Consider the following 24,681-nt stretch of genomic DNA (forward strand, 5'->3'; position numbering starts at 1 on the left):
GGGAGCACCTCGTGGCGTAAAGCGGTCCTGTTGACCCGACTTTAGGCCATCGGAGCGCTCCCATCACCCGCCAGCGGGAGCCATCAAGAGAAGGAAGGCGCGAGGGCTACAGCTCTGGATGTCGACGATGCCAGTCGGTGACCTGCTGGAAGGCCCAGCCAGCGCGTACCAGCATCGCTTCGTTGAACATCGGTGCGATGAACTGGAAGGCGATGGGCCCGCCCTGCTGGCTGAAGCCCGCCGGCAGGGTAATGGTCGGGTGCCCGCTCAGGTCGAAAGGACAGGTATAGCGCAGCATGCCGGAAAACAGCGCTTCATCCTCGCCGAACTTCTCCATGAAGGCCATCGACGGGGCGGCGTAGGCGGTGACCGGGGCGATCAGCAGGTCGACACTGGCCAAGAGGCGATCGACCCGGCCCTTGAACTCGGCCCGGCGCAGCAGTCGTTGCTGGTGGTCCATGGCGCTCTGGGCGCGGCCCAGGTCGATCAGACCAGCAAGACCAGGGCCGTACGCTTCGCGCTGGCTGGGGAAGGTCTCGGCATGGGCGACGGCGGTCTCCACGCCGCACAGTGGCGCCCAGTCGAATACCGCCTGCTGGGTGTCGGGGAAGTCGATTTCCTCGATCACTGCACCGAGCTGTCCTAGCGTGGACACGACCTGTTCGAGGACGCCGCGGGTTTCGTTATCCACCGCTTCGATGGCCCAGTGAGGGTCGAGCCCGATACGCAGGCCCTTCAGGCCCCGTGTCATGCCGGCCAGGTAATCCGGCACGGCGAGGGGGACGGCGGTGGGGTCACGTTCGTCGGCACCGGCAATAACGCCAAGCAGCGCCCCTGCGTCGGCGGCGCTGCGGGCGATCGGCCCGATGTGGTCCATCGAGGCCGCCAGCTCGAAGGCGCCGTGTCGGCTGACTCGGCCCCAGCTCGGCTTGAGGCCGGTGACGCCGTTGGCGGCCGAGGGGAAGCGAATCGAGCCACCGGTGTCGGTGCCCAGCGAGCCAAAGCACAGCCCGGCGGCGGTGGCCACGCCGGAACCGCTGGACGAGGCGCCTGACCACAAAGCCTCGCCCCAGGGGTTGGTGGGCGGCGTGATGTCGGGGTGGTGATCGGCGAAGGCGCCTTCGGTCTGCTGCAGCTTGCCTAGCAGCACGGCCCCGGCCTGGTCGAGGCGTGTGACCACGCTGGCCGTTTCCTGGGGCACGTGGTCACGGTGCAGGGGCATGCCGTGGGTCGTCCGGGTCCCCGCTGTCCACAGCAGATCCTTGACGGCCACTGGAACACCCTGAAGCGGCCCCTTGTGGATGCCAGCGGCCAGATCGCGGTCCGCCTGGGCGGCCTGTTCAAGTGCACTGTCGGCCATGACGGTGACAAAGCTGTTCAGGGTGGTATCGACGCTGTCGATGCGCTCGAGCATGGTTCGAGTGACCTCGACGGCGCTCAGTTCCCTGGACTGGATTCGACGGCCGATCTCCATAAGGCCGTCAAAGTGCAGCGGATGGTCTGTCATTGTTGTCATCCTGATGGTGAGAGAAGACGCTCACCTTCAGGGTAGGCAGGGCGTGGGACTCAGGTTTGCCTGAACGGGCCAAGCGGTGGCCCGAGAGGGCCAGAGCGAGCTGGTGGGGTCACATCGTCTCGGGTGCGTGGCGACCTGCTTGCAGCAAGGTAGAGGGCGGATGACCGTAGGCCTGACGGAAGCTACGGCTGAAATGGGAGACACTGGTGAAGCCATGCTCCAGGGCGACCTCGGTGACGCTGCGGATACCACCTGCCCGCAGGGTGGCGCGACTCTGCTCCAGGCGAATCGCCCACAGGACTGCCATGGGGGTGTGACCGTGCTGAGCGAACAGCCGGGTGAGGGTGCGCCGAGAGACATGGTTGTCCCGGGCGATGCGATCGAGGCTCAGGGACGGGTCCTGGTGCTGTTGTCGAAGGTAGTGGCAAAGGCGTCGGTAGAGCGCGTCATTGCGACTGTCGCCAGCGCCGCCCAGCCCCTCGAGCACCAGAGCCGCCAGATCGACCATCGCCTCGCCGAGCCCGATCGACGACGCTTCGGCGTCTAGCCGGGCGCCGTCTCGGATCAACGCCTTCAAAGAGGTGGCGCCGGGCAAGGTCGCCGGGATAGGTCGCGCGGTCAGCGGCTCGGTGGAGGTCAGGCGACGCATCAAGGGCGCCCGAGGAAGGCGCACCAGATGAAGCGCGCTGGCGCTCAGGCACCATTCGAACGGGCGGCAGGCATCGTACAGCACCAGGTCGCCGGGCCCGATGGCGATACGCCGCTGATCCTGGTCGAGTCTGGCCGTGGCGTTCTCGAGAAAGCCGAGCCACAGGTCATCGTCGCTGTCGCGGGACAGGTGGTGTGACTGCCGGCGCCAGCGGTGGGAAGAGGCGGCCATGGTACTGATGGCGACGTCGCCGTATTGCCTGACGTTGAGACTGCCATGGAAGGGCCGTTCGTCGAGGCATTGGCTGTCGGCTGGAATGCAGTGGCTGCAGACGACGTCGTGCCAGAAGGCGAAGCGCTCTCGGGAGTCGATCTGTCGGGTGGTAAAGGCGGCCGTCATGCGGGTGTCCTTCCGGGCGGGGCGGCCACAGGGTCTCAAAATGGACATTGATGCCGCCATCGTCCCGACACTATAGCGCAGGTCTAGCGCAGGTATAGCACAGGCGGGTTTGGTGGCGGCATGCACGCCGGTTGGGCCCTTAGCGCAGGGGATAAGCACTGGTGACTGTTTGCGAGACGCAACAGCCCCCGCGAGATCGCTCTCGCGGGGGCTGTGGTCGTGGCGGGACCCCTTTCGATCAAGCCCTGCCAAGGGCTCTGGCGCTAGCTTGGGCTCAGGCGTCGGCCTTCTCCTTTTTCACCTTGCGGCCAGCCGGCTTGCCGGCGGGTATGCTCGCTTCGTCCCTGGCGTTCTGTCGAACCTTTTCTGGGGCCTTGTCAGGGGCATTGGCAGGCGTCCGGGCCGGCGCACGCGCTTCGCTCTTCTTGATCACGGTGGTGCCGGCGAAGGTCTCGCCCTCTACATAGACCTCGCCGTAGTAGGACGCTCGCAGCACTTCCTTGAGCTCGCTGATCAAGGGGTAGCGCGGGTTGGCGCCGGTGCACTGGTCATCGAAGGCTTCCGCGGCCACTTCATCGAGCTTGGCCAAAAAGTCGGCTTCGGGGACGCCGGCCTCCTTGATCGAGGCGGGGATGTCCAGCTCGCGCTTGAGCTCATCGAGCCAGTTGATCAGTCGCTCGACCTTCTGGGCGGTACGGTCGCCGGCCAGGGACAGCCCCAGGTGATCGGCGACCTCGGCGTAGCGGCTGCGCGCCTTGGGTCGGTCGTACTGGGAGAAGGCGGTCTGCTTGGTCGGGTTGTCGTTGGCGTTGAAGCGCACCACGTTGGTAATCAGCAGCGCATTGGCCAGACCATGGGGCAGGTGGAACTCGGCGCCGAGCTTGTGGGCCATGGAGTGGCACACGCCGAGGAAGGCATTGGCAAAGGCCATGCCGGCGATGCTGGCGCCGCTGTGGACCTTTTCGCGGGCCACGGCGTTGCGCTCGCCCTCACGGTAGCTGGCAGGCAGGTACTGTTTCAGCAGCTTCAGCGCCTGCAGCGCGTGACCGTCGGAGAACTCGTTGGCCAGCACCGAGACGTAGGCCTCCAGCGCGTGGGTCACGGCGTCATAACCCCCGAAGGCGGTCAGCGAGCGGGGCATCTTCATCACCAGGTTGGCATCGACGATGGCCATGTCCGGGGTCAGCTGATAGTCCGCCAACGGGTACTTGATGCCGGTGGCGTCATCGGTGACCACCGCGAAAGGCGTGACCTCGGAGCCGGTGCCGGAGGTAGTGGGAATGCACACCAGGCTGGCCTTTTCGCCCATGGTGGGGAACTGGTAGATCCGCTTGCGGATGTCCATGAAGCGCATCGCCAGATCCTGGAAGTGCACGTCCGGGTGCTCGTACTTGACCCACATGATCTTGGCGGCGTCCATCGGTGAGCCGCCGCCGAGCGCCAGGATCACGTCGGGCTGGAAGCTGGCCATGGCCTCGGCGCCCTTGTCGACGATCGACATGGTGGGGTCGGCCTCGACGTCGTAGAAGGTGTGGACCTCCATGCCGAGTCCCTTGAGCAGTGCCATCAGCTCATCGGCGTAGCCGTTGTTGAACAGGAAGCGGTCGGTGACGATAAAGGCGCGCTTCTTGTCCTTGAGGTCGGTCAGCGCCACCGACAGGCTGCCGCGACGGAAGTAGATCGATTCGGGGAGCTTGTGCCACAGCATGTTTTCCGCCCGGTTGGCCACGGTCTTGGTGTTGATCAGGTGCTTGGGACCGACATTTTCGGAGATCGAGTTGCCGCCCCAGGAACCGCAGCCGAGGGTCAGCGAGGGCGCCATGTCGAAGTTGTACATGTCGCCGATGCCGCCGTGGGAGGTGGGGATATTGACCAGGATGCGCGCGGTCTTGAGGCGGTCGCCGAAGTAGCGGATACGCGACTGCTGGGTGTCCTGGTCGGTGTAGAGCCCCGAGGTGTGGCCGATACCACCGAACTCGACCATGGTGCAGGCCTGGTCCACCGCGTCCTCGAAGGAACTGGCGCGGAACATGCCGAGCGTCGGTGACAGCTTTTCGTGGGCAAAGGCGTCGTCGATGCTGACCCGTTCGCCCTCGCCGATCAGGATCTTGGTGTCGGCCGGTACCTCGATGCCGGCGAGTCCGGCGATGGTCGCCGCCGACTGGCCGACGATGGCGGCATTCAGTGCGCCATTTTTCAGAAGCACCTGACGGACCTGGTCGGCCTCGTCGGCGGACAGCAGGTAGGCCGCGTGGGAGGCGAAGCGTTCACGCACCTCGTCGTAGACCTCATCGAGCACGATCACCGCCTGCTCCGAGGCGCACACCACGCCATTGTCGAAGGTCTTGGACATCAGGATCGAGGCCACCGCGCGCTTGATGTCCGCGCTCTCGTCGATCACCACCGGCACGTTGCCGGCACCCACGCCGATGGCCGGCTTGCCCGAGGAGTAGGCCGCCTTGACCATGCCGGGGCCGCCGGTGGCCAGGATCAGGTTGATGCCCTCGTGCTTCATCAGGGCCTCGGACAGCGCCACCGAGGGCTGGTCGATCCAGCCAATGATGTCCTGTGGTGCGCCGGCGGCCACCGCCGCCTCCAGCACCAGCTTCGCGGCGGCGTTGGTGCAGTGACGTGCGCGCGGGTGGGGCGAGAAGATGATGCCGTTGCGAGTCTTCAGCGAGATCAGCGCCTTGAAGATGGCGGTGGAGGTGGGGTTGGTGGTGGGGATGATGCCGCAGATCAGGCCCACCGGCTCGGCGATGGTCATGGTACCGAGTTCATCGTGGGTGGCGATGACGCCGCAGGTCCTGTCGTCCTTGTACTTGTTGTAGATGAACTCCGAGGCAAAGTGGTTCTTGATCACCTTGTCCTCGAGCACGCCCATGGCGGTCTCTTCCACCGCCTGGCGGGCCAGCGGAATGCGGGCCTGGTTGGCGGCAAGCGAGGCGGCGCGAAAGATCGCATCGACCTTCTCTTGAGAGAAGCTGGCAAAGACCCGTTGCGCGGCCTTGACCCTGGCGACGAGGGCGTCGAGTTCAGCGAGGTTGGTAACAGCCATCATTGGCCTCCAGTAACATGACTAAGGAAAGAAAAAGCGACCTGCGAAACCTCCTTGGCGTGTGCAGCGCCTGTTGCTCGGAGCTGGGCATGTGCCTGGCTCGGGCGCCGGCGAGCATAAGAAGCAAAGCGGCTTGAAAGGTGGCTTGATGTCTTCCCGTCGAGATTCAGTCTATGGCTGTCTCGATTCAGCTCTGCTGACAGGGGTCAGTTTTGTCGCCGGTATTCCGCTGATTCGAACATCATGATGATCGCAAGCATCAGCCCGGCCTATCCGTGGGCTGGGGTAGGGAGGGCGCTTCAGCCGAGCCCCCTGTGGAGGAGGAGAGGTAGGCTCCACCTCGGTCAGGAGAGGCCATTGGCAATAATGTCAGGACACAAATCGTCACTCCGACGGGTCTTGCGACCCGAGTGATGGTTGACTAGCCTTGTGTGACGATAGTTGGACGAAAGCTATACAGAACGAAAGGAGTCGTTATGTGGAGCCTCAAGGATTTTCATCTGCAGCCGATCGCCGGTGAATGGAGGGCTGGAAGTTCCGGCGAGTCGCTCAAGGTGATGGACCCCTACCACCAGAAACAACTGGTGGAGATCACCCAGGCAGATTGCTCCGACGTCGAGCGTGCCTTTGATGCGGCCGACCGAGCGCAACGGCAGTGGGCGGATACCAGCGCTACCCACAGAGCGGCTGTACTGCGCCGTGTCGCCGAACTGATGGAAGAGCGCAAGGATGAACTGGTCGAGTGGCTCATCCGCGAGTCGGGCAGCACTCGCATCAAGGCCGAACTCGAGTGGAACAATGCCTGGGAGATGTCGCTCGAAGCCGCCGCCATGGCCACTCGCGTGCAAGGTACCACTGCCGCTTCGAGCGTCCCGGGCAAGGACCATAGGGTCTATCGCAAGCCGCTGGGCGTGATTGGCGTGATCAGTCCCTGGAACTTTCCCTTCCACCTGACCCAGCGCACCATCGGCCCCGCCCTTGCGCTGGGTAACGCCGTGGTGCTCAAGCCTGCCAGCGATACCCCCTTGACCGGTGGATTGCTGCTGGCACGGCTTTACGAGGAAGCGGGGCTGCCGAAGGGGCTCCTCAGTGTTCTGGTTGGTGCTGGCAGCGAGCTCGGCGACCCGCTGGTCGGACATCGGCTCGCCAAGCTTATCTCCTTCACCGGTTCCACCGAGGTGGGCCGACAGATCGCCAAGGGGGCGGTCGGCGGAGAACATATCAAGCCAGTGGCACTGGAACTCGGCGGCAACAGTCCCTTTGTGGTGCTCGATGACGCTGACATCGATCGGGCCGTACGGGCGGCGGTGGTCGGCAAGTTCATGCATCAGGGCCAGATCTGCATCGCCATCAACCGTATCATCGTCGATGCGTCGATCCACGACGCCTTTGTCGAGCGCTTCGTCGAGCGGGTCAAGGGGCTCAAGGTCGGGGACCCCTCCGACGCACATACCGTCATCGGACCGATCATCAACGATCAACAGCTAGACGGGCTGAAGGACACCATCGACAGGGCCCGTGAGTCTGGTGCCCGGGTGGCGCTCGAGGGCTCTCTTGAAGGCCCTTGCCTGCATCCCTGGGTGTTCAGCCACGTCAGCGAAGAGATGGACCTGGCCTGCAACGAGATCTTTGGTCCGATCGCCGGCATCATCAAGGCCGACGGTGAGGCCGAGGCGATACGCATCGCCAATGCCACCGAGTATGGCCTCTCCGCAGCGGTCTTCAGCGGTTGTTCGGCGCGCGGCGAACGGGTGGCACGCCAGATAGAGTCGGGAATGGTGCACGTCAATGACATGCCGGTGAACGACGAACCACACATGCCGTTCGGTGGTGAGAAGAATTCCGGGATCGGCCGCTTCAACGGCGACTGGGTGCTGAACGAGATGACAACCGTGCAATGGGTCAGCGTCCAGCACGAGCCTCGCGACTATCCCTTCTGATGGTTTCCTCGGATACGGTGCGAAGCGCGTGCCGCCTGCTAGAGTCAAGTAGACTTAGGGTTGTGGCTTGAACCCTCTGTGAGCGTCCCTGGACCCTGGCCAGAGTCAACCGACAGCGCTAGGGTGAAAGGGAATCACGACCAACGTCTTAGACAAGGAGATGTTATGAAAAACAGCATGATGCGTCGTTTCGGAATGGCTTTCGTGATCGCGATGATGGCGGGTGGTCTGGCCGCCTGCGAAGAGGAAGGCCCTGCCGAGCAGGCCGGCGAGGAAATGGATCAGGCGGTCGAGGATGCCGGTGAGTCCATGGAAGACATGGGCGAAGAGATGGAAGAGTCGGCCGAGGAAGCCACCAACTGATGTGACAGGCGTCACCGTCAGCGGCGCTATGCCGAGAGAGGCAGCGTGAAGGACGGGTCTGCTCACACTGACCTTGTGGGTCGGTGATGTCGCCTGTCTTCGCCGCTGAGGAGTATCAGGATAAGAGGTCTGTCCCCAGGGGCAGGCCTTTTCTGTGTGCAACGGAGTTGTTTCATGATCAAGCGGATCAAGATCGCGGCGGCACTGAGCGGCCTGATGATGTCCCAGGCAGTAATGGCCGCCGCGCCCGAAACGTCACACTGGTCCTACACGGGAGACACGGGACCTGCCCACTGGGCTGACATCGACGACGACTTCAGTATGTGTGGCCTGGGTCGCAACCAGTCGCCCGTCGATATCGATGGCGCTATCGATGCCGAACTTCCACCGCTACAACTTGACTACGCGACCACCGGGACCAGGGTCTTCAACAATGGCCACACGGTGCAGGTAGCCTCCCCCGAGGGCAACACGCTGACGCTTGATGGCGATCTCTTCACCCTGCAGCAGATGCACTTCCACGCGCCTTCCGAGCACACGGTAGACGGACAACGTTTCCCGCTGGAAGCGCATCTGGTGCACAGCGACAAGGACGGCAATCTGGCGGTGGTCACGGTGCTGTTCGAGGAAGGCGAGGAAAATGCAGCATTGCGCTCGCTTGCCGATAGCCTGCCGGATACCGCCGGTGAACGTGCCGACGTAACCGATACCGTGAATTTCACGCAGATGTTGCCGGCCCAGCATGACTACTATCGCCTGAACGGTTCCTTGACCACGCCACCCTGCTCCGAAGGCGTCCGCTGGGTGATCATGCAGAGCACGCAGGGTATTTCATCTGAACAGGTCGAGTCGTTCTCTGCTGCGATCGGGGAAGCCAATAATCGGCCGCTGCAGCCTCTGAATGCCAGAGTGCCTCTCAAGTAGTTCCGTCTCTCGACAACACCTTGTCACATGGTGGTAACCATCGCTCCCGGACGTCGTCGGCGCTGCTGCGCTGGGTCAGGGAAGTGCGCTTGCATGGCATCATTGATGCCGACGGTACTAGCCAAGTCGCGATTGTCACTCTAATGTAAACGGGGAAGTTACAAATTTTTCTCCTGGAGGTGCTTCATGAAGCAAGGAATGTTTCGTCGTCTGGCCCTGGCCAGCGCTGTGGCGTCCATGATGCTGGTACTGGCGGGTTGCGAGGACGATGCGGCCGAAGACGCTGGCGCTCAGGTGGACGATGCACGCGAAGCGGTGGAAGAGCAGGCGCAGGAGACCGCCGCCGAAGCGGAGCAGTTGGCCGAGGACGCCGGAGAGGCGATGAGCGAGACCGCCGACGATGCCGAGCAGGCGATGGATGAAGCCGCCGCCGAAGCGGAGCAGCAGGCCGAGGACGCCGGAGAGGCGATGAGCGAGACCGCCGACGACGCTGAGCAGGCGATGGATGAAGCCGCTGCCGATGCCGAACAGCAGGCCGAAGAGGCGGAGCAGGCGATGGATGAAACTGCTGCCGACGCTGAACAGGCGATGGATGAAGCCGCCGCTGATGCCGAGCAGCAGGCCGAGGACGCCGAGCAGGCGATGGACGAAACCGCTGCCGATGCCGAGCAGGCGATGGACGAAACCGCCGCGGACGCCGAGCAACAGGCCGACGAGGCTGCCGCAGGAGCCTCCAACCTGGTCGACGACGCTCAGGAAGCGCTGGGTGATGCTGCCGATGCCGTGCAAGAGCAGGCCAACGAGGCCATGGAGGGCATGAGCAATCTGGCAGAGGACGCCCAGAATGCCCTGAGCGATATGGCCGGTGACGCCGAACAGGGGGCCGATGCGGCTGCCGAGAGCGCGGGTCAGGCGGTCGAGGAAGCCGGTGACGAGGTCGAGCAGGCGACCGACGAGGCGGCCCAGTAAGTCGAACCTTCTGGTCGGGGCTTTTGCTCCGGGCGTCGGTTCTACAGGCCCGGTTTGGTCAGGCTTGGCGCCTTCATGGCGCCTTCAGACGCACCCACCGGCCCTTGAGCCCGTCAGAAACACAAAAAGGCCGAGATCCAGGATCTCGGCCTTTTTGCGTTGCCTATCTGTGGGCTGGGTGGCCATCACTGCCCGCCGCTGAGGGCGGCAGGCAGCGACGATGATCAGCCGTTCTGCTCGATGCCCTGGATGTACCAGGGGGCATCGTCACGCATTTCGCGGATCAGGTGCCAGGTCTCGTTGAACTCGGTTTCGCTGCCGTTTTCCTTGAGCACGCCGTGGAACAGCACCCGTGCCTCGGCCTGGTTGGCGAACTCCTGAACGCCGCCGAGCTCCGCAAACAGGCGCACGATTTCGGTCTGGTTGTTGGCCGGCTCCTGGGCCCGCTGTTCGCGCAGCAGGTTGTAGAGTTCCGGCGTCACGTACTCCTGGATGCGCGGCAGGTCGTTGTTGTCCCAGGCCCGCTGCAGGGTCATGAAGTGCTCCTTGGCGCCGCCGAGGAAGCGTTCACGGTCGAACCAGGCGGGGTCTCCCTGAGGCCCTCCGGTCTGAGTGCCTGCGCTGTGGGCACCGAGACCTCCGGCGGAGCCTGGCATATTGAACGGTGAGCTCTGATGCTGTTCACGGTGCATGCCGGATGAACCGCCTCCCGCCGATGCGGTGGCCGTGCGCCGCCGTGCCAGCAGCTTGAACAGCAGGAAGGCCGCGCCTGCCATCAGCAGCAGGTCGACCATGCCGAGGCCATCGAAGGCGCCGCCGAAGAACAGCGCGCCGAGCAGGCTGCCGGCCAGCAGACCGCCGAGCATACCGCCCATCAGGCCGCTCTTCTTGCCGGCGGTCGGGGCGGCGTTGGGACGAGCGGTGTTCTGTGACTGGGTCGCACTGGGGCTGGCCTGGCGTGAGTAGGAACCAACACTCTTGCCGCCACCCAGGCGGCGGGCGTCGGCGCTGTCGACGGCAAGGCCGAAGCCCATCACGCCGACAAGGATCATCACGAGAAGGTGACGCATCGAAGACATCTCCGTAGTTCGGCCTGCATTGGCCAGTCTGGGCCTTTGACCCTGGTGGTCAGAGGCACGTCGCTCGTCCATTCTAGCGATAACGGGCGCCGCGGGAAGCCGTGTACAACGAAAAGTCGAGGAGACCCCATGCTGATCGAACGTAGTGACAGTCTGCTGCTGGTGGTCGACGTGCAGACGGCATTGATGCCGGTGGTGGAAAGAGGGGATCAGGCGATCACCGAGATCGGCTGGCTGGCGGCCGTGGCAGAGCGCCTGGAGGTGCCTGTGTGGGTAACCGAGCAGTATCCTCAGGGGCTCGGGGTGACCGAGCCGCGCCTGAAATGCGCCCTGCCACAGAGCACCCGCTGGTTCACCAAGAGTCACTTCAACGCCTGCCGGGAGCGCGATATTGCACAGGCCTTCGAGGCGGCTGCGCCGCGTCAGGTCGTGATTGCCGGGGCCGAAGCCCACATCTGTGTGCTGCAGACGGCACTTGGCCTGCTGGAACGGGGTGTCGAGCTGTTCTGGCTGGTCGAAGGCTGCGTCAGTCGCCGCAGCGATGAAGCGAGACTTGCCGGCGAGCGCGCAAGACAGGCCGGCGCCTGGCAAGTCAGCGCCGACATGGTGGCCTACGAATGGCTGGAACGCTGTGACGACGCGACCTTTCGCGAGGTGCATCGTGAACTGCTTCGCCCCAGGGCGTCCCGGCCGCTGCGGCTGGCGCCCTGAGAATCACCGCTGGCGCGCCAGCCAAGCCAGACAATAGAGCCACACCTTCATGATCGCTGAAAGGTGGCACCGTGCACCATCTTCGGCGCACGGACGAGACGCTACCGGCGTAGCGGCAGCGCGACTCAGGCGGGGTTGTCGCGGGTGAACACCAGGGTGCCACCCTCGGACTCGGCGGCGTTGAAGCGGTACCCGGCCACGTCGAAGTCCTTGAGCCCTTCCTTGTCGTCCAGGCGTTGCTGGATCATCCAGGCGGCCATCAGGCCTCGGGCCTTCTTGGCGTAGAAGCTGATGATCTTGTAGCGATCGTTCTTCCAGTCCTTGAACACCGGGGTGACCACTTCGGCCTTGAGCTTTCTGGAATCGATGGCCTTGAAGTACTCGTTGGAGGCCAGGTTGACCAGCACAGGTGTTCCGCTCTGTGCCACCGCCCGGTCGAGCTCCTCGGTCAGCAGCGGCTTCCAGAAGGCGTAGAGATCCTTGCCCTTGGCGTTTTCCAGACGGGTGCCCATTTCCAGGCGATAGGGCTGGATCAGATCCAGCGGGCGCAGCAGGCCATAGAGGCCCGACAGGATGCGCAGATGATCCTGGGCGAAGCGGTTGTCGGCTTCATCGAAGGCGTCGGCCTGCAGGCCGACGTAGACGTCGCCCTGGAAGGCCTGGGCGGCGACCTTGGCGTTGTCCGGAGTGAACGGGGTCTGCCACTGTCCGAAGCGCGCCGCGTTGAGTCCGGCGATCTTGTCGCTGACGCCCATCAGCTCCGAGATGCGGGCCGGGCTGTAGTCGCGCAGGATGCCGATCAGCTCGCGGGAGCGGTCGAGGTAGTCGGGCTCGCTGTGGATATCGGTGGTGGCCGGGGTCTCGAAGTCCAGCGTCTTGGCCGGAGAGATCACGCTGAGCATGGGCGTGCTCCTGATGTCAGGTAGGGAAAATTGGCAAGTGGCCGTCATTGTACCAAGCCCCGCCGCCGCTCGGGACGAGGGCGAGGCTATGGACGCCATAGTAAAGAGGGCATGCCTGCCGGCAAGGGCAGGCGTTGTTCTCTACTTGAGGCCGGGGCTGGGGGGCGAGGCCGCTTCAGGGGCTGGGGTTGGGCAGCCTGTGATGGATGGCCTCGATGCCTTCGATGACTTCGTCGGCCAGCACCAGGGCCTCCGAGGCGAGGTTGCTCTCGAGCTGCTCCATGGTGGTCGCGCCGATGATGTTGCTGGTCAGGAAGGAGCGCGAGTTGACGTAGGCCAGCGCCATCTGGGCCGGGTCCAGGGCGTGCTCGCGGGCCAGTTCGACGTAGGCCCGGGTAGCATCGATCGCCTGATCGGAGCTGTAGCGGCTGAAGCGGTCCCACAGGGTCAGGCGGGCGCCGGGCGGCCGGGCGCCGTCCAGATACTTGCCCGACAGCACGCCGAAGGCCAGCGGCGAGTAGGCCAGCAGTCCTACCTGTTCGCGGTGAGCGATCTCTGCCAGCCCCACCTCGAAGGTCCGGTTGAGCAGGTTGTAGGGGTTCTGTATCGAGGCGACCCGCGGCAGGCCCAGGGACTCGGCCAGTTGCAGGCAGCGCATCACGCCCCAGGGTGTCTCGTTGGACAGACCCACGGCACGTACCTTGCCGGCATCGACCAGTTCCTTGAGGGCCGACAGTGTCTCTTCCAGATCGGTGGCCTGCTCGTCCTCGTCGTGGGTATAGCCCAGGCGACCGAAGAAGTTGGTCGAACGGTCCGGCCAGTGCAGCTGGTAGAGATCGACGTAGTCGGTGTTCAGGCGTGCAAGGCTTGCGTCGATGGCCTCATGAAGATGGGCGCGAGTCAGGCGAGGTCCGCCGCGGATGTGCTTGATACCGGGGCCGGCAGCCTTGGTGGCGATGACCACGTCGTCGCGGCTTTGGCGGCCCTTGAGCCAGGAGCCTACATAGCTCTCGGTCAGTCCCTGGGTTTCGGCCTTGGGCGGCACCGGGTACATCTCGGCGGCGTCGATGAAGTTGACGCCGAAGGCCACCGCGCGGTCGAGCTGGGCATGGGCCTCGGCTTCAGTGTTCTGCTCGCCGAAGGTCATGGTTCCAAGGCACAGGCGACTGACGTCGATGCCGGTGTTGCCAAGGGGACGGATCTGCATGGGGACTCCTTGTGGTAGGCCTTTGTCAGGGGGGCGCAGCGCCGCCGCCGGACCGTTTTTGCTGCAAAGCATCGAGATGGTACCTTTGGCCGATAGGGGTCGCCAAATCCCGGGGGTTGAGTCCGTATCGGGCCAGGCGTATGCTTGCCACCCCGTTGCCGCGGAGGAGTCCGTGGCACCGTCGATTCAACAGGAGATCGCCCGCGACACAGGAGGTGTCCGGTCCGACTTCCATCCTTTGGACTCAAGGTTGTTGCCATGCAGCAGGCATCGTCACTGAAGACGCGGCTCGAGTACCGTCTGGCCCAGCAGTTGTTTCACACTCGCTGGTTGCCCCGCTCGCCGCGAACCCAGAGGCTGACCATGCGTCTGTTTCAACGCTGTGCGGACGCCGGGCACCCGGCGGCACTGTCGTTGTACGGGCACATGCTGTTTCACCGGTCACGGGCACCCCAGGACAAGGCACGCGGCGCTCGCTACGTGCTGCAGGCCGCCCATGGCGGGGACGTCAGGGCGCAGTACCAGGCAGGCCAGATCCACGAACATGGCTGCGCGCTGTACCCGGCGCGCCACGACCACGCCGTGACCTGGTACGCCCGGGCCGGGGAAGCGGGTCATGCGTTGGCGGCGGCGCGCCTGGAGCGCGCCTACCGGGATGGTGAGCTGTCGCTACCGGTGGATCCAGAGCGTGCCGCCTACTGGGCGGTGCTGGCTTCTGCAGGGCAGGCCTCGTCAGGACAGCCCTCGTCAGGGCAGGCCTCGTCAGGGCAAACCTTGGCACGCCAGGCCTCGCCAGGTTCGGCCAATAGCGCCCTGGCCAATGGACAGCCTGTTCCGGGGCAGTCCGCCAGGCAAGACGGTGTCACGCTGGACAAAGCGGAAGCCCAACAGCGACACTAGAGGTATCAGGCGCGGCGGTTGGGTCGCGCACGGGTCCCGGTGAGGCCGAGACGAGCGGCGGTTCAGGATTCCCTGGCCGCCGCTGGTAGTTTGGGCCTCGGGTACGGTTTTCGTTGTCGGGTGACGTCGGGGAGGCGTTTTGGCCGACTGTCACGACGAGGTTTGCTGCCTGTGGTGTTACCGACTCTGCTGGATATCGAAGCCTCTGGATTCGGGCGCGGCAGCTACCCGATCGAGATCGGCCTGGCGCGGCCGGACGGCAGCTGCTGCGCCTTTCTGATTCAGCCCCTCGAGGAATGGACCCACTGGGATCCCAAGGCCGAGCTGCTGCACGGGATATCCCGGGCCCGGCTCGAGCGCGAGGGCTATCCGGTACGTCATGTCGCCCGTTGGCTTAACGATGAGCTGCACGATATCGGCATCGCCTACAGCGATAGCTGGGGGTACGACAACACCTGGATGTCGCTGCTGTTCCACCACGCCGGCATGATCCCCGCCTTCCGCCTGGAAGCGCTGCGGCGGTTGCTCGACGAGACCCAGATGGCGATGTGGAGCGACATCAAGGAGTCGGTGATCGAGGAGCGGGGCATCCAGCGCCATCGCGCCGGCGAGGACGCCCGGCTGCTGCAGTTGACCTTCGCCCGCACCCAGGAGCTCAGCGCGCGCCGCTGACGCTCACTGTTTATCGCTCTCGCTGACGCTCACTCTTTCTCGCGTTCTTTCTCGCACTCTTTGCTTCGCCATGGCGCCGCTCTATGTGGCGCCGCTCTCTATGGAGCTGTTGGGAGCCTGCCTACCTGAACAGTTACCCACAGCCGGTCCGACTGACCGTCTGTGGATAACGTGCGCTGGTGTGAACCTTCAGGGAGCGAGATCAATCGGCGGCGACACGCAGCAGCAGCTTGCCGGTGTTGGCATTGTCGGCGAGGTGCTGGTGGGCGGCCTCGACCTCCGCGATGGGCCAGTCGGCGTCGATCAGCGGAGCGAGCTCGCCGCGCTCGAGCCTTGGCCACACGTGGCGAGCGAGTTCACCCAGAATCCTGCCCTTGTCTTCCGGTGACCTGGCCCGCAGGGTCGAGCCGATCAGGCGCTGGCGCTTCATCAGCAGGCGGCCGATATCGAGCTCGGCGTGGCGTCCGCCCATCAGCCCGATCACCACCATTCGTCCATCGGCGGCCAGCACCCGTTGATTGTCGGCCAGATAGCTGGCCCCCACCGGGTCGAGGATCAGGTTGACCTCGCCGAATGCCTTGACCGCCTCGACGAAACTGCCCTGGTGGCGGTTCCAGCCCGCCCTGGCACCCCGCGACAGGCAGCGCTTGAGCTTTTCATCGCTGCCCACGGTGACAAAGCAGGGGTGACCGAACTCGCGGCACAGCTGGATCGCGGCGGTACCGACGCCGCTGGCGGCGGCGTGCAGCAGCACCTGCTCGCCTTCGGCGAGTTGGCCTTCGATGAACAGGTTCAGCCAGGCGGTGGCGTAGACCTCCGGCAGGGCGGCGGCCTCGCGCAGGCCAAGGCCATCGGGCACCGGCAGCACCTGGCGTTCGTCCACGCAGACCTTCTCTGCGTAGCCGCCACCGGCGAGCAGCGCGCACACTTGCTGTCCAACCTGGAGCTTTTCGACCTCGGGGCCGAGCGCCACCACGCTACCGCTGACTTCCAGTCCCAGCACCTCGGAGACGCCTGGGGGCGGTGGGTACTGACCGGCGCGCTGCATCAGGTCGGCGCGATTGACGCCGGCCCAGGCCACCTCGATATGCACTTCTCTGGCCCGGGGGGCGGGGAGATCGTCGGTGGACCGCCAGATCAGGCGGTCGCCGTCTTGCTGCATGGCGTACATCGGACATCCTCCATGATGAAATGAGAGGTCGACGAGGCGGCTGAGAAGCCGCTTGGACGCAGGAGCCTAGCGCTTGTCCAGGCGGGCCTCGAGCGCCTCCAGCAGGGCGTCGGGGTTGGCTGCACTGATCAGCGTATCGAGCGTGGCGGTGTCGAGAAAGCCCTGCTCCACCCCGGCGTGGAGGAACCTAAGCAAAGGGCGATAGAAGGCGCAAGTGTCGAGAATACCGATGGGCTTGGCGTGCAGGCCGAGGTAGCGCCAGGTCCAGGTCTCGAAGAATTCCTCCAGGGTGCCGATCCCGCCCGGCAGCATCACGAAGGCGTCGGCGTTGGCCGCCATCTGGGCCTTGCGCTCGTGCATGTCGCCGACACGAACCAGCTCGGTCAGGCCATCGTGGGCCAGCTCCCGGTCCACCAGGTGGTGGGGCATGACGCCGATGACCTGGCCTCCGGCCTCCAGGGTGGCATCGGCCAGCGCGCCCATCAGGCCGACACTGGCGCCACCGTAGACCAGGCCATGGCCACGTTCGGCCAGGCGCCGGCCGAAGGCGCGGGTATCTTCGAGAAAGCGGGGATCTTCCCCCTGGCGTGAACCAAGATAGACACAGATCTGGGCCATGGAACGTTCTTCCTGTCGCGGCGTGAAGGGGGAGAGCGCTTGTCTGCGAGCAGCTCAGGGCAATAGATCGATGATGCCGTAGTGCTCGTCGACCCACTGGCCGATCACATTGTTGCCGCACAGGTGATGGGCGTACTGGGTGTGCAGGCAGCGCACCTGATCGTGGTTGGCGATGCCGCCGATGCCGCGTTCACGCAGCACCTTGTCGTAGCCCAGACGCTCGACCTCGGCACGCTGCTCGGCGCTCATGTGCGCCCAGCGGGTGGCGATGTAGTCCTGGTGGCTTGCATGGTAGGCCGCACGGAAGTCGTCATCCTCCTTCAGCCGGGCTTCCAGCGACTTGATCACGCCGGCTGCCTCGATCCGTGACAGCTCCACCTTGAGCAGCTCGGAACTCAGCCAGAACAGGGTGGGAAACGGCTTGCCGTCGACGATCGGGGCCATGCGCAGCACCAGCGGAGTGCCTTCGCCGTCGGTGGCGGCAAGGGCCTCGATGCCGCGGGGCTCGCGACCGAGCTGCTCGGCGATGATCGCCGTCTGGGCGGCATCGGGGGGCGTGTCAGGACGGATCACCATCGGGGTTGTCTCTTACGAATTTGGTGGAGCGCCCCACCGCGCGAAAGAAGGCACGATTGAGCTGTTCCGGGGTGGGGACGTAGGCCTGCTCGCGCTCGATGAACTCGGCGCCGCGTGCGATCAGCACGTCGTAGAGGCGATTGAACGGGGCATCATAATCGTAGGGATCGGCGCCGAACAAGCGAATGTGCGGATAGTCGGCGAAGCGCTCGAGGAAGAAGGCTTCCAGGCTGGCCTCGGCGGCGCGATGGCGGACCTTGTCGTCCGGGTCCAGCCACAGGGTGTAGCGGATCGCCATGGGCACCTCTGGTGTCGATATGGCTCCACCCTAGCATTTTTGCCATTTTGACGCTTGTTCGGCCGGTCTTTTTACCGCGAACGGGGCGGTCTCGAAGGGCTAGCTCGAGAGGTTGTCTCGAAGCGCTATCTCGAAGCGCTATCTCGCCAGCGCCACCACCTGGGCATCGGTCAGCGCGATCAGGTCGTTCGGGGCCAGGGTGATTTCCAGGCCGCGGCGTCCGCCGCTGACGTGGATCTGGCTGTGGTCGTGACAGCTGTCATCGATAAAGGTGGCCAGACGCTTCTTCTGACCCAGCGGGCTGATGCCGCCGACCACATAGCCGGTGGCTCGTTCGGCCGCTTCGGCCTCGGCCATGGCGGCCTTGCGACCCTTGGCCGCCTTGGCCAGGGTCTTGAGGTCGAGCTTGCGCGACACCGGCACGATGGCCACCACCAGGCGCTGGCCATCGATGCTGGCCAGCAGGGTCTTGAACACCGCCGCGGGGTCCAGCCCCAGCGCCTCGGCCGCCTCCTCGCCGTAGGCCGGCGAGCGCGGGTCATGCTCGTAGCTGAGGGTGGAAAATGGTCTGCCGGCCTTTTCCAGCGTCTTGACGGCAGGGGTCATGGTCAGGCGATCTCCGGTTCGTGAAGGTGCTCCATCAGGGCTTCGCGCAGCTCGCCTTCAATCGGCACCGCCTTCTTGGTCTGGTGGTCGAAGTGCACCAGCACGGTGTGGCCGAGATTGGTCAGCTCGCCCTTCTGGTGGGCTTCCTGGGTCACGGTGAAGGAGCTGTTGCCCAGGCGTGACAGGTAAGTGCGAACCTCGATGTCATGGCCATAGTGGAGTTCGGCGCGATAGTCGATCTCCATGCGTGCCATGATCAACCGCCACTTGGCCGGGTCCAGGTCCGGGGTGAACAGGCGGAAGAGGTCATTGCGTGCCAGCTCGAACCAGGCCGGCAGGCGGGTATTGTTGACGTGACCGAGGGCGTCGGTGTCGTAGAAGGCGGGCTCGATGGTGCGGGTCAGCATAGGGCGTTCTCGTTTGTTGTGGTGGCGATGTGGTGATGTCAGGGTTTCAGGATTATCCCAAGCAAGCGCTAGGTCAAGATGCGGGCGTCGGCGCGCCCGTCTTGGCTCAACGCTTGGCTCAGCCTTTAGCTCAGCCCTTGTCTCTCAACTTCGGCGGCCTGCCCACCACTGCTGCACACGCATCCACGACAACAGCCACAGGGTGGCGGCGGCGAAGCCCAGCAGGGTGCCTGGCCACAGGCCGAGGCTTGCGTAGGTCAGTGACACCACCAGGGCGTAGCACAGAAGCGAGCCCAGGCCCGCAGGATAGTGCTTGATGACCGTGGCCACTGGCGCTGCCCCCTGGGTCAGGTGGAGGATCACCAGGAACGGGTACATGGTCACCGGGAACGCCGCCATGACCCCGGCCCAGGCGCTCGGCACCACATGGGCGAGGCCGGTGATCAGGAAGATGATGCCCGCGGCGAGCCCTGCCCGAAGCGCCAGCGCCGGCCAGGAGAAACCGCCCTTGGGGGTGGCCTTGACGTCGGGGACCCGGCGATAGAGCCAGGTGAAGACGATGATGGCGGCCAGGGTGGTGAGGGTGCCTCCGAGGCGGCTGAAATCGACCTGGGTCAGCAGGCTGCTGGCGGCGAGCCAGGCGGCAAGGCCTCCCGCGGTTCCCTGGGCCACGCCCTTGAGCCCGTCACCGCGTGCGGCCAGCAGGTAGCCGCCGCCCAGCGCCAGGGTCGCGGTGAAGCCGGCCAGGGTGTGTACGGCGCTGTCGCTGGCGAACTGGGGCGACAGCTCCAGGCCAATGAAGAACAGTGCGATGGCGGTGCCCAACGGGTAGCCGGAGAGCAGGCCGGCGACCCGGGTGCTGACCCGCTCGGCGATGACCGACAGGCCGAGCACGACGCCGACGGAGATAAGCAGTTTGGCCAGTTGCCAATGAAGGGGGACGTCCATGAGGGGAGGGGGTTCCTTGGGTTATCGTAGGTATCTGGTGACCAGGTTCAAGCGAGATGACCATGACCGAGCTGTCGCCGCCCCCGAGGCCAGAGCGCTGCGAGCTGTGCGCGCGAGGGGCGCCCCTGACCAAGCATCATCTGATACCGCGTTCGCTGCACGGCAAGGCGCGCTATCGCAAGCGCCACGATCGCGTCGAGCGCCTGACGGCGATCCTGTGGGTGTGCCACGGCTGCCACCGCCATCTTCACGCGCTGCTGAGCGAGCGTGAGCTGGCCGACCATTATCGCAGCCGCGAGGCGCTGCTGGCACATCCGGAGATTCGTTCCTTCGTCGAATGGCTGTCGACCAAGCCCGACGGCTTTCGGCCCAAGAGGCCGACCCGGCGAAGAGGCTAGGGCTTCAGCGCGGTGCCTAGACCAACCTGAGCCCCTGACGATCGACCCAGGCGGCGGTCACCGCGGCAGCCAGCGGTTGGCGAAGGTGTTCCGGCAGGGCGTCGACGGCGGCGTCGCGGCTGTCGAAGGCGCGATTGCGCAGCCAGCAGTAGGCCCAGGCGCAGGCCTCGGTCTCATCGCCGGGTGTCGGCCGCGCAGGCATCTGGACCAGCAGGAACAGCGCGGTACGCACCGCCCAGTGGGGTGGGATCTCGTCGTTGTCGGCGGCGGCCCAGCGCTCCAGTGTGGCGCCGTCCGGGGTCTCTCCCGGGTCGCCGAGGCCGGCGACCCGGGCGGTTTCTGCCAGGATCAGCGCCAGGCGATCGGGGTCGCCGCGTCCAAGCGCCAGCCACTGGCCGATCAGGGCAGGCATTCCTCGGCATACCTTGGCGAAGAATCCGTGATGCGGCATGGTGCTTGTCATGGGGGAAGCGTCCTTCAAGTGCTTGGCCAGGGTATCCTGGCAACCGACCAGCCATCGTCAGGGAGATGACCATGAAACCCGATTTTGCCACGCCGATCGATCGACGACAGCCCCGCGGTGATGATCGTTCGCCACATTGGCCGTCACAGAAGTGGCACCGCCACGGTGATGACGTCCTGCCGCTGTGGGTCGCGGACATGGACTTCCGCTCGCCCGAGGCGGTGGTCGAGGCGCTGTCGGCGCGCATCGATCACGGCGTCTTTGGCTACGGTCTGGTGGCGGAAAGTCTGGAACAGACGCTGATTGACTGGAGTGCCAGCCACTATGGCTGGGACATCGAGGCCCGCTGGCAGCACTGGCTGCCGGGGGTGGTTCCGGCGTTGCACCTGGCGAGCCTGGCCTTTACCGAGCCTGGCGATGGGGTGCTGACGGTGGCGCCAATCTATCCGCCGTTCTTGCAGGTGGCCAGGCGCACCGGGCGCCTGCCCCAGCAGGCAGCCATGCGCCCGCCCCAGGCGCCGGGCGAGCCCTGGACGCTGGACCTCGAGGCGCTGGAGGCGGCGATCACCGAGCGGACCCGGCTGCTGTTGTGGTGCCAGCCCCACAACCCCACCGGACGAGCCTGGCGCCGCGAAGAGCTCGAAGGACTGGCCGAACTGGTCGAGCGTCATCGGTTGATTGTGGTCTCAGACGAGCTGCACTGCGACCTGCTGCTCGACGAAGGAGCGCGCCACCAGCCCCTGGCCGCCGCCTTCCCGGCGCTGGCTGATCGCATCATCACCCTGTGGGCGCCCTCCAAGACCTTCAATCTGGCTGGGCTGACCGCCGCCTGCGCGATTTGCCCCGACGCCGGCCTGAGAAAGCGCTTTCGTGATACCGCCAAGGGATTGATGCCGGACGCCAATGTGCTCGGGCTGGTGGCGGCTGAGGCCGCCTATCGCCACGGCGAGCCCTGGCGCCAGGAGTTGTTGACGGTACTGCGTGGCCACCGCCAGACGCTGGTCGAGCGTGTCGCTGGCTGGCCCGGCGTGGGCTTCAGCGCCCCCGAGTCGACCTATCTGGCCTGGCTCGATCTGCGCCAGTCGACCCTGGGGGCCGAAAAATCGCCTGCCTCGGCATTGCTCGAGCGAGCCGGGGTCGCGCTGTCGGATGGCGCCGACTTCGGCTGGCCGGGCTTTGCGCGGCTCAATTTCGGCACCACGGCCACCCAGCTTGACGAGGCGCTGGCGCGCCTGGACCAGGTGTTGGGCGGCTGAGTGGCGCTGGCGTAATATCCTCAACAACGAAAACGGGGCCCTCGAAGGGGCCCCGTTTTCATACCGAGGCGATGAGCGGCAAGGCGCTCGACGTCTCGATCCACTCAGTAGAGCAGGGCGAACAGCTTGCGGCGGTAGCTCACCGTCAGCGGATGATCGGCGCCGAGTGCGTCGAACACCCGCAGCAGGGTCTTGCGCGCCAGGTCGTCACCGTAGGCACGGTCGCGCTTCATCACTGCCAGCAAGCCTTCCAGACCGGGTTCATAGTCACCGTCGGCCACCTGGCGCAGCGCCCTCAGATAGTTGGCCTCGCTGTCGTCACGCCCCTCCAGGGCGGCCAGGGTCTCGGCGTCGGGGGCTTCTTCGCCGAACTCGATGCTGGCACGAACGCCGCGGGCCTCGGGACCGTCGCGGTCTTCCGGAGGTAGCGCGTCGAGCAGGGCGCGCGCTTCGTCATTGCGACCTTCCGCCACCAGCACTCGGGCCATCTGGATCTGGTAGGCCAGGTGGTCGGGGTACTGCTGCGTCAGCTGCTGCAGGATCTCCAGCGCGGTGGCGGTGTCGCCCGCCGCCAGGGCCTGCTCGGCCTGTTCTTCGGGGCTTGCCGGAGCATCTTCCGGGGCCGGGAAGTAGCGGCCCAGCCACTCGCGAATTTCCTTTTCCGGCAAGGCGCCCTGGAAGTGGTCCACCAGACCGCCCTGACTGATCAACTTGACGTCGGGTACCGAGCGTACGCCGAGCTGGCCGGCGATGTCCTGGTTGTCGTCGATGTTGAGCTTGGCCAGCAGGAAGGTTCCGGCGTACTCGCGGGTCAGCTTTTCCAGCACCGGCATCAGGTTCTTGCAGGGCTCGCACCAGGGGGCCCAGCAGTCCAGCAGCACCGGGATGCGCATGGACAGCTCCAGCACCTGCTGAATGTTGCTGCGGTCGACGTCGAAGATCAGGTCGCTGTCGGCCGGCCCCTGGGACGCCGCGGCGGCACCCTGGGCGGGTTCGCTGCTCGGATCGCTGCTCAGAGGTTCGCCTGTACGAGGGTCGACGATGGGCATGGGGCACAACCTTGTCAAAAGTGAATTGCCCTAAAGATGCGGGCGACGACCACCGACTTCAAGGCGCCTGCCGATACGCCGGCGCATGCCTGGAATCGATGACTGGCCAGCGGTGTGCTCAAGACGCGGTAAAGGGCCGCGGCGACGGTCGATTCTTGACCGACTCGGGTTGATCGAGGTCAGCTCTTCGACGAAAGAAGGAGGGGTGGATGGCTAATCCGGGGACACGGAAGCGCCTAAAAATATCGAATTGGCACAGAAAAATTAAGATTTAATCAGGGGGCGGGCTTCGCAATACAGGGATGCCGCAATGGCGTCTAGTGGCGAAGCGCTGGCCTCGGCCAGCACCGGACAGCCAACAAAAAACGAGGCAGTCCCGAAGGACTGCCTCGTTTTCGTATTTGGTAGCGGGGACCGGATTTGAACCGATGACCTTCGGGTTATGAGCCCGACGAGCTACCAGACTGCTCCACCCCGCATCAACGAGGACGTAGTATACGGATAATTCTGGCTGCGTCAACCCTGTGCGATTTCGGGTGTGATGGGTCGTGCCGTTCGGGCGCTGTGGTCCATACTGGAGGGGCTGTCATGCAAATGTCAGTGCTAGACGCTAGCCTGGTGGATAGTCGTTGTGGACGTTGATTCGACGCAGTACCACGACGAAGGCCTGCCGAGGTAGGCAGGTGGGGCTGGGCGTCGCAGTGGCAGGAGGCCACCCGCGATCGCTCTGGGCCCGAGGTTCCTGGTTGCGCGAATGCGCAGCACCAGAGCATCCACTGCTATACATGTTTGCAACAACAAGTGCCGTCGCCAAGCGGCGGCGTGAAGGACAATCAGGGAGGTCGTCTATGACTCAGCAAAAGCCCGTCGCGTGGGTCACCGGTGGTACTGGTGGTATCGGAAGCTCAATCTGTCGCGAACTGGCGGATGCCGGCTATCAGGTAGTGGCCGGTTACAACAATCCTGACAAGGCCAAGACCTGGCTGGAGACCCAGAAGTCGGATGGCTATGACAATATCGACATCGCCGGCATCGATCTGACCGATTTCGAGGCCTGCCAGAATGGCGTCAAGGCGATCGAGGACCAGCATGGGCCGATCGCAGTGCTGGTCAACTGTGCCGGTATCACCAAGGATGGCACCTTGAAGAAGATGTCGGCGGACCAGTGGAACGTGGTCATCGACACCAACCTCAACAGCGTCTTCAATACCTGCCGCAGCGTGATCGAGAGCATGCTGGAGCAGGGCTACGGACGGATCATCAATATTTCGTCCATCAACGGCCGCAAGGGGCAGTTCGGCCAGGTGAACTATTCCGCCGCCAAGGCCGGCATGCACGGTCTGACCATGGCGCTGGCGCAGGAAACTGCGACCAAGGGCATCACCGTCAACACCATCTCGCCTGGCTATATCGCCACCGACATGATCATGAAGATTCCGGAGAAGGTGCGCGAGGCCATTCGCGAGACCATCCCGATGAAGCGGTACGGCACGCCGGAAGAGATCGGCCGCCTGGTCAATTTCCTGGCCAGCAAGGACAACGGTTTTATCACCGGTGCCAATATCGACATCAATGGCGGTCAGTTCATGGGCTGACAGACGT

General features: G+C 64.8%; 24 protein-coding genes, 1 tRNA gene and 1 pseudogene. 10 read left to right on the forward strand and 16 right to left on the reverse strand.

The genetic code is table 11. The features are described from left to right. Positions 1 to 106: 106 nt before the first annotated feature. From NFG57_RS02245 to adhE, 3 genes are all read right to left on the reverse strand, one after another. The gene (locus tag NFG57_RS02245) at positions 107 to 1,507 is read right to left on the reverse strand and encodes an amidase (protein WP_348815267.1); all 1,401 of its coding nucleotides are present in this window, start codon (positions 1,505 to 1,507) and stop codon (positions 107 to 109) included. 118 nt (positions 1,508 to 1,625) lie between these two features. Then, positions 1,626 to 2,564: a helix-turn-helix domain-containing protein gene (locus NFG57_RS02250; protein WP_222515717.1), complete on the reverse strand. Its 939-nt coding sequence runs from the start codon at positions 2,562 to 2,564 to the stop codon at positions 1,626 to 1,628. Positions 2,565 to 2,838: 274 nt separating this feature from the next. After that, the gene (gene adhE / locus NFG57_RS02255) at positions 2,839 to 5,622 is read right to left on the reverse strand and encodes a bifunctional acetaldehyde-CoA/alcohol dehydrogenase (protein WP_348815269.1); all 2,784 of its coding nucleotides are present in this window, start codon (positions 5,620 to 5,622) and stop codon (positions 2,839 to 2,841) included. A 476-nt stretch (positions 5,623 to 6,098) separates the two neighbouring features. Here adhE and NFG57_RS02260 point away from each other — a divergent pair, with 476 nt between their 5' ends. From NFG57_RS02260 to NFG57_RS02275, 4 genes are all read left to right on the forward strand, one after another. Further along, complete coding sequence (locus tag NFG57_RS02260; RefSeq protein ID WP_108448484.1) at positions 6,099 to 7,562, forward strand: aldehyde dehydrogenase family protein; 1,464 nt, start codon at positions 6,099 to 6,101, stop codon at positions 7,560 to 7,562. Positions 7,563 to 7,727: 165 nt separating this feature from the next. Then, the gene (locus tag NFG57_RS02265) at positions 7,728 to 7,925 is read left to right on the forward strand and encodes a hypothetical protein (RefSeq protein WP_045991360.1); all 198 of its coding nucleotides are present in this window, start codon (positions 7,728 to 7,730) and stop codon (positions 7,923 to 7,925) included. Between the two features lie 174 nt (positions 7,926 to 8,099). Further along, the gene (locus NFG57_RS02270) at positions 8,100 to 8,849 is read left to right on the forward strand and encodes a carbonic anhydrase family protein (RefSeq protein WP_348815270.1); all 750 of its coding nucleotides are present in this window, start codon (positions 8,100 to 8,102) and stop codon (positions 8,847 to 8,849) included. 186 nt (positions 8,850 to 9,035) lie between these two features. Then, positions 9,036 to 9,818 carry a hypothetical protein gene (locus NFG57_RS02275; RefSeq protein ID WP_348815271.1) on the forward strand — a complete coding sequence of 261 codons (783 nt, stop codon included), beginning with the start codon at positions 9,036 to 9,038 and terminating at the stop codon, positions 9,816 to 9,818. Positions 9,819 to 10,042: 224 nt separating this feature from the next. On the opposite strand, the gene NFG57_RS02280 is transcribed toward NFG57_RS02275, so the two are convergent. Continuing rightward, positions 10,043 to 10,888 carry a TIM44-like domain-containing protein gene (locus NFG57_RS02280; RefSeq protein WP_045991358.1) on the reverse strand — a complete coding sequence of 282 codons (846 nt, stop codon included), beginning with the start codon at positions 10,886 to 10,888 and terminating at the stop codon, positions 10,043 to 10,045. Between the two features lie 138 nt (positions 10,889 to 11,026). Between NFG57_RS02280 and NFG57_RS02285 the strand changes: the two genes are divergently transcribed. Further along, positions 11,027 to 11,608 (forward strand): isochorismatase family protein, encoded by a 582-nt coding sequence (locus NFG57_RS02285; RefSeq protein WP_348815273.1) that lies wholly within the window; start codon positions 11,027 to 11,029, stop codon positions 11,606 to 11,608. A 125-nt stretch (positions 11,609 to 11,733) separates the two neighbouring features. Here the strand turns inward: NFG57_RS02285 and yaaA are convergent, their stop codons facing one another. Both yaaA and NFG57_RS02295 read right to left on the reverse strand, forming a co-directional pair. Beyond that, positions 11,734 to 12,510, reverse strand: a complete 777-nt coding sequence (gene yaaA, locus NFG57_RS02290) for a peroxide stress protein YaaA (RefSeq protein ID WP_348815275.1) — start codon at positions 12,508 to 12,510, stop codon at positions 11,734 to 11,736. A 175-nt stretch (positions 12,511 to 12,685) separates the two neighbouring features. After that, complete coding sequence (locus NFG57_RS02295) at positions 12,686 to 13,717, reverse strand: NADP(H)-dependent aldo-keto reductase (protein WP_348815276.1); 1,032 nt, start codon at positions 13,715 to 13,717, stop codon at positions 12,686 to 12,688. A 258-nt stretch (positions 13,718 to 13,975) separates the two neighbouring features. Between NFG57_RS02295 and NFG57_RS02300 the strand changes: the two are divergent. Continuing rightward, positions 13,976 to 14,431 (forward strand): annotated as a pseudogene (locus NFG57_RS02300) (sel1 repeat family protein); the annotation flags it as partial. Between the two features lie 351 nt (positions 14,432 to 14,782). Next, on the forward strand, positions 14,783 to 15,289 hold the full coding sequence (locus NFG57_RS02305) for a hypothetical protein (RefSeq protein WP_108131597.1): 507 nt from the start codon (positions 14,783 to 14,785) through the stop codon (positions 15,287 to 15,289). 202 nt (positions 15,290 to 15,491) lie between these two features. Here NFG57_RS02305 and NFG57_RS02310 read toward each other — a convergent pair whose 3' ends face one another. The 7 genes from NFG57_RS02310 to NFG57_RS02340 all read right to left on the reverse strand — a co-directional run bounded on the left by NFG57_RS02310 (position 15,492) and on the right by NFG57_RS02340 (position 19,913). Beyond that, positions 15,492 to 16,460: an NAD(P)H-quinone oxidoreductase gene (locus NFG57_RS02310; protein ID WP_348815277.1), complete on the reverse strand. Its 969-nt coding sequence runs from the start codon at positions 16,458 to 16,460 to the stop codon at positions 15,492 to 15,494. A 66-nt stretch (positions 16,461 to 16,526) separates the two neighbouring features. After that, positions 16,527 to 17,078, reverse strand: coding sequence for a TIGR00730 family Rossman fold protein (locus NFG57_RS02315; protein ID WP_045991353.1), 552 nt, complete (start codon positions 17,076 to 17,078; stop codon positions 16,527 to 16,529). A gap of 54 nt (positions 17,079 to 17,132) precedes the next feature. Next, complete coding sequence (locus NFG57_RS02320; protein WP_045991352.1) at positions 17,133 to 17,654, reverse strand: DUF501 domain-containing protein; 522 nt, start codon at positions 17,652 to 17,654, stop codon at positions 17,133 to 17,135. Continuing rightward, positions 17,638 to 17,952, reverse strand: a complete 315-nt coding sequence (locus NFG57_RS02325) for a hypothetical protein (RefSeq protein WP_045991351.1) — start codon at positions 17,950 to 17,952, stop codon at positions 17,638 to 17,640. The genes NFG57_RS02320 and NFG57_RS02325 overlap by 17 nt, the downstream gene beginning before the upstream one ends. Before the next feature lie 138 nt (positions 17,953 to 18,090). Further along, the gene (gene ybaK / locus NFG57_RS02330) at positions 18,091 to 18,558 is read right to left on the reverse strand and encodes a Cys-tRNA(Pro) deacylase (RefSeq protein WP_348815278.1); all 468 of its coding nucleotides are present in this window, start codon (positions 18,556 to 18,558) and stop codon (positions 18,091 to 18,093) included. Between the two features lie 2 nt (positions 18,559 to 18,560). After that, positions 18,561 to 18,965 carry a thioesterase family protein gene (locus NFG57_RS02335; RefSeq protein WP_045991349.1) on the reverse strand — a complete coding sequence of 135 codons (405 nt, stop codon included), beginning with the start codon at positions 18,963 to 18,965 and terminating at the stop codon, positions 18,561 to 18,563. A gap of 144 nt (positions 18,966 to 19,109) precedes the next feature. Continuing rightward, positions 19,110 to 19,913, reverse strand: coding sequence for a hypothetical protein (locus NFG57_RS02340; protein ID WP_045991348.1), 804 nt, complete (start codon positions 19,911 to 19,913; stop codon positions 19,110 to 19,112). A gap of 62 nt (positions 19,914 to 19,975) precedes the next feature. Here NFG57_RS02340 and NFG57_RS02345 point away from each other — a divergent pair, with 62 nt between their 5' ends. Then, positions 19,976 to 20,311: a hypothetical protein gene (locus NFG57_RS02345; RefSeq protein WP_045991373.1), complete on the forward strand. Its 336-nt coding sequence runs from the start codon at positions 19,976 to 19,978 to the stop codon at positions 20,309 to 20,311. Positions 20,312 to 20,327: 16 nt separating this feature from the next. On the opposite strand, the gene NFG57_RS02350 is transcribed toward NFG57_RS02345, so the two are convergent. Continuing rightward, positions 20,328 to 20,762, reverse strand: a complete 435-nt coding sequence (locus NFG57_RS02350) for a hypothetical protein (protein ID WP_222515822.1) — start codon at positions 20,760 to 20,762, stop codon at positions 20,328 to 20,330. Positions 20,763 to 20,845: 83 nt separating this feature from the next. On the opposite strand from NFG57_RS02350, the gene NFG57_RS02355 reads away from it, so the two are divergent. After that, the gene (locus tag NFG57_RS02355) at positions 20,846 to 22,030 is read left to right on the forward strand and encodes a PatB family C-S lyase (RefSeq protein ID WP_348815279.1); all 1,185 of its coding nucleotides are present in this window, start codon (positions 20,846 to 20,848) and stop codon (positions 22,028 to 22,030) included. A gap of 104 nt (positions 22,031 to 22,134) precedes the next feature. On the opposite strand, the gene NFG57_RS02360 is transcribed toward NFG57_RS02355, so the two are convergent. After that, on the reverse strand, positions 22,135 to 23,079 hold the full coding sequence (locus NFG57_RS02360) for a co-chaperone YbbN (RefSeq protein ID WP_045991346.1): 945 nt from the start codon (positions 23,077 to 23,079) through the stop codon (positions 22,135 to 22,137). A gap of 402 nt (positions 23,080 to 23,481) precedes the next feature. Next, a tRNA-Met gene (locus NFG57_RS02365) sits at positions 23,482 to 23,558 on the reverse strand. Between the two features lie 369 nt (positions 23,559 to 23,927). Between NFG57_RS02365 and phbB the strand changes: the two genes are divergently transcribed. After that, positions 23,928 to 24,674, forward strand: coding sequence for an acetoacetyl-CoA reductase (gene phbB, locus NFG57_RS02370; protein WP_045991345.1), 747 nt, complete (start codon positions 23,928 to 23,930; stop codon positions 24,672 to 24,674). The last annotated feature ends 7 nt before the right edge of the window (positions 24,675 to 24,681 follow it).

Source organism: Halomonas sp. H10-59, from assembly GCF_040070555.1.
GTDB lineage: Bacteria > Pseudomonadota > Gammaproteobacteria > Pseudomonadales > Halomonadaceae > Halomonas > Halomonas litopenaei.